Source organism: Pseudoalteromonas sp. SWYJZ98 (genome assembly GCF_015864495.1).
Classification (GTDB): Bacteria; Pseudomonadota; Gammaproteobacteria; order Enterobacterales; family Alteromonadaceae; genus Pseudoalteromonas; species Pseudoalteromonas distincta.
The window spans coordinates 23,808-30,087 of record NZ_JADYXA010000042.1 but is presented as its reverse complement, the minus strand read 5'-3'; the positions used below and the strand labels follow the sequence as shown (position 1 = coordinate 30,087).

General features: G+C 39.8%; 5 protein-coding genes. 3 read left to right on the top strand and 2 right to left on the bottom strand.

The window, feature by feature from the left end; all coding sequences use genetic code 11:
• Nucleotides 1-334: 334 nt before the first annotated feature.
• Complete coding sequence (locus tag I6F10_RS17145; RefSeq protein WP_197099163.1) at nt 335-2,890, bottom strand: M14 family zinc carboxypeptidase; 2,556 nt, start codon at nt 2,888-2,890, stop codon at nt 335-337.
• A gap of 146 nt (nt 2,891-3,036) precedes the next feature.
• Here I6F10_RS17145 and nfuA point away from each other — a divergent pair, with 146 nt between their 5' ends.
• Both nfuA and I6F10_RS17135 read left to right on the top strand, forming a co-directional pair.
• The gene (gene nfuA / locus I6F10_RS17140; RefSeq protein ID WP_002959571.1) at nt 3,037-3,612 is read left to right on the top strand and encodes a Fe-S biogenesis protein NfuA; all 576 of its coding nucleotides are present in this window, start codon (nt 3,037-3,039) and stop codon (nt 3,610-3,612) included.
• 9 nt (nt 3,613-3,621) lie between these two features.
• Nucleotides 3,622-3,891: a hypothetical protein gene (locus tag I6F10_RS17135; protein ID WP_002959572.1), complete on the top strand. Its 270-nt coding sequence runs from the start codon at nt 3,622-3,624 to the stop codon at nt 3,889-3,891.
• A gap of 9 nt (nt 3,892-3,900) precedes the next feature.
• Here I6F10_RS17135 and I6F10_RS17130 read toward each other — a convergent pair whose 3' ends face one another.
• Nucleotides 3,901-5,235, bottom strand: a complete 1,335-nt coding sequence (locus tag I6F10_RS17130; protein WP_442960885.1) for an MATE family efflux transporter — start codon at nt 5,233-5,235, stop codon at nt 3,901-3,903.
• Here I6F10_RS17130 and I6F10_RS17125 point away from each other — a divergent pair.
• Nucleotides 5,215-6,252 (top strand): polysaccharide deacetylase family protein, encoded by a 1,038-nt coding sequence (locus tag I6F10_RS17125; protein ID WP_165744792.1) that lies wholly within the window; start codon nt 5,215-5,217, stop codon nt 6,250-6,252. The two genes, I6F10_RS17130 and I6F10_RS17125, sit on opposite strands and share 21 nt — an antisense overlap.
• The last annotated feature ends 28 nt before the right edge of the window (nt 6,253-6,280 follow it).

Here is a 6,280-nt window from a genome sequence, read left to right as displayed (position 1 = left end):
TGTTTAAATTCATTAAAGCTAGAGCGATAGGGTAATAGCTCTAGCTTGGCATACTGGCAGGATCAGTCAATAGCTAAAAAAGATCCTTAGAAAATAATTTGTCTTGGTGAATAGTTACAAAGTATTAAACCAATCCGCAATAATACTTAATCATTTTGCGGGGCTAAACGTGTCGCTACCTGTGTTAAAAAATTCTCATTTACGACTGCATGGATGCAGAAGGTAGAGCAATCCAGGAGCAATTGCCGAGAACAACTAATTAGCGAATTTTTTGCCTAGCTATCAACACGTTTTTCCATCCTCAAAATAGATTACTTAATTAAGCTAATTGGTATTATTCGCCATTTGCACGAAACGTATGACCAAAAAATAACGCATTGCTTAGTAGTCGACTAGTCCCATACCAGTAACCCCTAAATACAGGATCGTCGGTCATGCCTATTACTGTACCTCGTCCATATGAGTGCGCAATTAAGCCAGCACCACCAGCAACTTGCTCAACATTAACAGCATCGGTAAAACCCGCTAACAATGGCTTTTTAGTATAGGTAAGTACATTTACAAACGGTGCATCGGAAGCTTCTAGCAACCAAGTACTGTTTTTGAATACGGGCAATGTATTGCGTTTAAGTGAAAATGTAAGTGGGTGAGTTAAATCTACATTAGTATTAAAAATAGCTCCTGCAATGCGTTGACGTCCTGCTAAATGGTCCTTATCGCCATAACTTAAACCTGTCGTTTTAAATGCACTCGCTACATCTTGTTTTGATAGATAGCTTGCTTTGAGTAATTGCTGATCAGCTAAAAATTTAGCGCCGCCTTTGTGACCCCAAATAACGCCGCCTTTTCTTACCCAGCTTTTTATAGCCACTTTGTCGGTATCAGATAAGCTGTTGTAGTTACCATGAGCAAGTACTATATGGCTGTAATTACTGAGTTCAATAGAGTTTAAACGCTCCATTTCAACAATTGTTGGCGCAACACCTACAAAGCGATCGAGGTAATACCATACTTCCCCAGCTTCGTACTGGCTTACGCCTTTACCACCTACCAATAATACTTTCGGCTCGCTAACAACCGCCATTGTACGAGACCCTAAATCGGCTCCTTTGCTTGTAAGACCTGAGTTAATAGGCTTGATTGCAATTCCAAACTCGTTTTGTGCTTTATTTAATATTCCAACCCAATCATTATTCGTTTGTAAGCCTGCTGGCACAATAATACTACCAGCATCAAAGCTTACTTCACTTGAGTTTGATTTGGCTGTTAATGGGCTTAGCGCTACACGCGCTTTAATACCTTGCTTTAACAGGCTGTTTAGCATTTTAGGTGCTAGGTAATCACCCCACGAAAAGCCAAACGCATAGCCTTGCTCAAGTGAAGCAAAAGAAGGTTTTACCGCTTTTTTCCACGGTGTACTTGCAACCTCTAAACCCCAACTGCTTTTTACTTTTGCAAAAGGTAAGTTGAACGCATGCGCTAAAGTCCAGCCAGATACATCATAAAAGGTGTTATCAGCAAAGTTTTTTTGCTCGCTAAAAATAGCTTTTATTAGGCGGTACTGTGGCTGGGCTAAGGGCACAAAGTAGCTATTGGTTGTATAGTTGTTGCCATTTGCCTTGAGTGATTTAGTAAGCGAAAAAGCATCTATTTGATGCTGTTTTAACAACCCTAAAAAATCTTTAATACGAGTGTTGTCATCCGCGCCCTCAATTACATAACCTTCAAAGCTTTCATCACTGGCTAAATCAGTAGCTTGATTATAAAACTTAGCTTGGTAATCAAGTAATGCTTGGCGGTTATCAACAGCGGCTTTAAAGGTAGATAAACTCGTTAATAGTTGATTTTTAATAGTGAAAGGAAAGCTCAAAGGTCCATTTATGGTGTCTTGGATATGCCCGCGAGAACTTGCTTGCTCAAATAAAATGCCTATGCCGCCATTTACATCGGGATAGGTTGAACCTTTACCGTAATAGAAGTCGTCAAAGCTTTCTTCAGTAAAGTACAGTGCGCTGTTTTCATCTAACGCTTTTGCGTGATAGTTAGCAATCGCTTTAGTTAACGTTACATTTTCATCCGGTGTTATAGGATGCTTACGACTAGGAATACCTGGCTGAAAAAAGTAACTGCTGTTTGGTCCCATTTCATGAAAATCGGTTAAGACATTTGGTTTCCACTGATGAAATTTAGCAATACGCGCGCGCGATTCAGGATGTTGTAGTAATAACCAGTCACGATTTAAATCAAACCAGTAATGATTGGTACGACTGCTTGGCCAGTTTTCAACATGTTCACGAGTTTTAGGGTCGCTTGATAAGTTCATACCTCGGTTACTGTTGGCCCAATTAGCAAAACGAGCAAGTCCGTCAGGATTAAGCGAAGGGTCGAGTAAAATAACCGTGTTATTTAATAACTCATCTATTTCAGCGCCTTGTGCAGCAGCTAAGTAATACGCCACCAGCAAAGATGAGTTACTACCTGATGACTCATTACCATGCACACTGTATCCCATCCATACAACGGCAGGCTGTTTTGTAGAATTAGCATCTGATCCATCGTTACTTAAGCGTGCTAAGTGAGCTTGGCGTGTCTGCTCTATGCTTGATAACTTATCAGCTGCTGTAATTGTTAGCATGACAAGGGGGCGTTGTTCATGTGTGTGGCCAATCACTTCAAAATTTATACGGTCGCTTTTATCAGCAAGTATTTCCATATAACGTACGAGCTGATCATGTCTCACGTGCCACTCTCCTACTTCGTAACCGAGTACTTGCTCAGGAGTAGGAATTGAAGGGTCAAATTTTACATCTTGTTCAAAATAATACGAAAGTGGCTTAGCTACACTTGAAAAGCTAAGCAACACCACCATTAATGTTAATACCAAACGCATATAAATCACTCAAAAAATGTTCGTTGTTTGCACGCTACCATTGCTTAAAATAGATGCCAACTTTTTACGCTCAACACTAGCCGCAACACGATGAGCGGAGTATGATACGCAGTATCCGAGTAATTTAGTCAAGTATAGATGGTTTTATGATTTCTATTTCCGAAACAGCGCAAGCGCATTTTGCTAAACTATTAGCAGATCAATCACAACAAACCAATATTCGTGTGTTTGTTGTAAACCCTGGTTCATCACAAGCGGAATGTGGTGTGTCTTATTGTCCAGAAGACGCTGTAGAAGCGAGCGATATTCGCCTAAACTTTAACGGTTTTGATGCCGTTGTAGATGCAGAAAGTGCGCCATTTTTAGAAGAAGCTGAAATCGATTTTGTTACCGACAAAATGGGTACTCAGTTAACGCTAAAAGCACCAAATGCAAAGGCGCGTAAAATAGGTGACGATGCATCGTTAAACGAACGTGTACAGCACATGCTAGAAACCGAAGTAAATCCACAACTTGCTAACCACGGTGGTCAAGTAAGCCTTGTTGAGATTACAGCTGCAGGTATAGCTATACTTCAGTTTGGTGGTGGTTGTAACGGTTGTTCTATGATCGATGTAACACTAAAAGAAGGCATTGAAAAAGAAATGATAGCTAAGTTTGAAGAAATCACCGGTGTTGCTGATATAACAGAACACGAAGCGGGCGATCACTCTTACTATTAGGCCTTGTAAATGCTAAAGCAGCTTATCTATCGCTTAGGGAGCAATCCTAAGCTGAGCTTAAAGCGCTTTTTTCGCGGCTTAGCACTGTTTGTGCTAGCCGTGATATTCATATCTATTGGGTATTACACCCACTACAGCTTACAAATAATTGGCGTTATAATTTTACTCCCCGCATTATTTTTTGCCGGTTGGGGCTACTGCGGTATTTTTGCCAATCGTTTTTCACAAGTTTTAAAAGATATGGGCCCTAAACACCACGACCCCGATCTCTGGAAATAAACCATTTATTTAATCTAATAGCTGATTATTTATTTTTAAGAGGTGATATTTAATTATTAATGTAACCCCGCGCATTAACATAAAACAGCTCATAGCCAGCCATAACCCGTTATTTTGCAAGTCTATAAACACCCAAAACACACCAAAAAAGCCAACTCCAGCTGAAAGTATCATACTGTTACGCATGTTCTTTGCTCGCGTAAGCCCTACAAAAACACCATCAAACAAAAAGCAGCTCATGGCCAAAATTGGTAATACTATTATCCATGGTAAATAATGCGTTGCCTCTTGAATAACCTCTGGCACATTGGTTAAAAGCTTGATTATGGTGTTGCCAAATAATGCAAAAAATAAGCTATATAACACACCAAAAAGCATACCCCAAAATACGCTTATTTTAACCCACAGCTCTATATTCTTAACACTTCCTTGGCCTTTAGCTTGCCCTACTTTTGCCTCAGAGGCGTAAGCAACGCCATCAAGAGCAAAGCTCACCAACATTAAAAAGTTAAGTAAGACAGCATTAGCAGCTAATGTGGTTTCGCCTATACGCGCCGCGTAAAATGTCATAAAACTAAAGCATAATTGCAGTATTAAAGAGCGAATAAATATATCTCTATTCAAACTCAATAATTCAGCCATTTTGCTAATACTCAACCAGTTCGGTACATTTAGATCAATGTCTTGTTTTTTAGCTAGTTTAGCCACTAAAAACAGTGCAAATACTAGTGCTGTATAGTCAGCAATAAGTGACGCCCATGCAGCGCCTGCAACTGCCCAATCTAAATAAACAACAAAATAAATATCGAGTACTATATTAACGATATTAGTGACGAGTAATAAATAAAATGGGCCTCGACCATAATGTACACCAAGCATCCAACCCAGTAACACTAAATTACACAATGCTGCTGGAGCACTAAAAATACGAATGCTAAAATACTGATAAGCTTGGGCAAGTACGTCGCCATTGGCTGCGGAGAGGTAAGCTATAGCGTGCTTTATTAATGGGGATAACACAATTAATAGCACAGCCACTGCGCTTGCAAGCAATAGGCTGCGTTTAAGTAAAGCGGCAAGTTGGGTTAAATCGTTTTTTCCGTATGCTTGTGCCACGAGCCCCGTGGTACTCATTCTTAAAAAGCCAGCAAGCCAAAATAAAATAGATATAACTGCAGAGCCAAGGGCAATACCCGCTAAGTAATGAGCGCTTCCTAAGTGCCCAATTACAGCGGTATCAACAATTCCTAACAACGGCACTGTGATATTTGATAGTATCATCGGACCCGCTAACAACAACAAGCTTTTATGGTGTGCCTTATTATGTATAAGAAATTGTTTCATTTAGTATTATTTATCCTCATTGGTGTATCTGTACGGGCTCAAGCAGCCGTTATTTTACAGTATCATCATGTTAGTGAAACCCTACCCGCAGTAACGAGCGTTAGCGCAAATACATTTACGGAGCATTTAAGCTATTTAAAAGAGCACAACTTTAACGTTATTCCTCTTAATGAGTTGATTAGCGCGCTTCAACAAGGTGAAACTTTACCTGATAAAACACTCGCCATCACCTTTGATGATGGTTATAACAATAACTATGAACAAGCCGCGCCTATTTTAGAAAAGTTTGGCTACCCGTACACTATCTTCGTAAATCCTAAATTAATAGACGAAGGCATGAGTTACGTAATGGGGTGGGATAAGCTTAAAGAGTTATCTAAAAAAGGAGCATTAATAGCCAATCATAGCGGGCAACATGATTACTTACACCTTAAGCTTGAAAACGAAACCGATGCACAATGGCAATCACGTATTAAGCAAGATATTCTTAACTCTCAAAAGCGCATAAAAGAAGAAATAGGCCACGATTATAAATACTTAGCATACCCGTATGGTGAGTTTAATAACGAGCTGCAAGCACTCGTGACAGAGCTTGGTTTTATAGGTATTGGCCAGCACTCAGGCGCTGTAAATAAAGATTCTAATTTTAGCCGCTTACCGCGTTTTCCTGCATCAGGCTTTTACAGTAAACTAGAAACCCTTATTACTAAGCTTAACTCACGCGCGTTTAATATTACCAATTTAACTTATCAAGATAGCGTTACACAGCAAAATCCTCCCACGCTTACAATAGAATTTAAGATGGGTGATTTTCATAAGAGCCAATTTGCCTGTTATGTATCAAGCGTAGGCCAAGCAGATTTAAAATGGATAACTAAAAATACTGTCGAAATCATCTCACCAAAGATCCTTAATAAAGGGCGTTCTCGTTTTAATTGCACAGCCCCTTCTATTTCAAGCCCTGGTGATTACTTTTGGTTTTCGCAGCCTTGGGTAATTGAAGCGCCTAAACCTTAACTGCCTGATGTAAAAACCGCTGGGTTAT

What these genes read in the sequence shown, in the direction of transcription:
- I6F10_RS17145 (WP_197099163.1), bottom strand. Translation starts at nt 2,890, where the DNA reads ATGCGTTTGGTATTAACATTAATGGTGGTGTTGCTTAGCTTTTCAAGT.
- nfuA (WP_002959571.1), top strand. Translation starts at nt 3,037, where the DNA reads ATGATTTCTATTTCCGAAACAGCGCAAGCGCATTTTGCTAAACTATTA.
- I6F10_RS17135 (WP_002959572.1), top strand. Translation starts at nt 3,622, where the DNA reads ATGCTAAAGCAGCTTATCTATCGCTTAGGGAGCAATCCTAAGCTGAGC.
- I6F10_RS17125 (WP_165744792.1), top strand. Translation starts at nt 5,215, where the DNA reads ATGTATAAGAAATTGTTTCATTTAGTATTATTTATCCTCATTGGTGTA.
- I6F10_RS17130 (WP_442960885.1), bottom strand. Translation starts at nt 5,235, where the DNA reads ATGAAACAATTTCTTATACATAATAAGGCACACCATAAAAGCTTGTTG.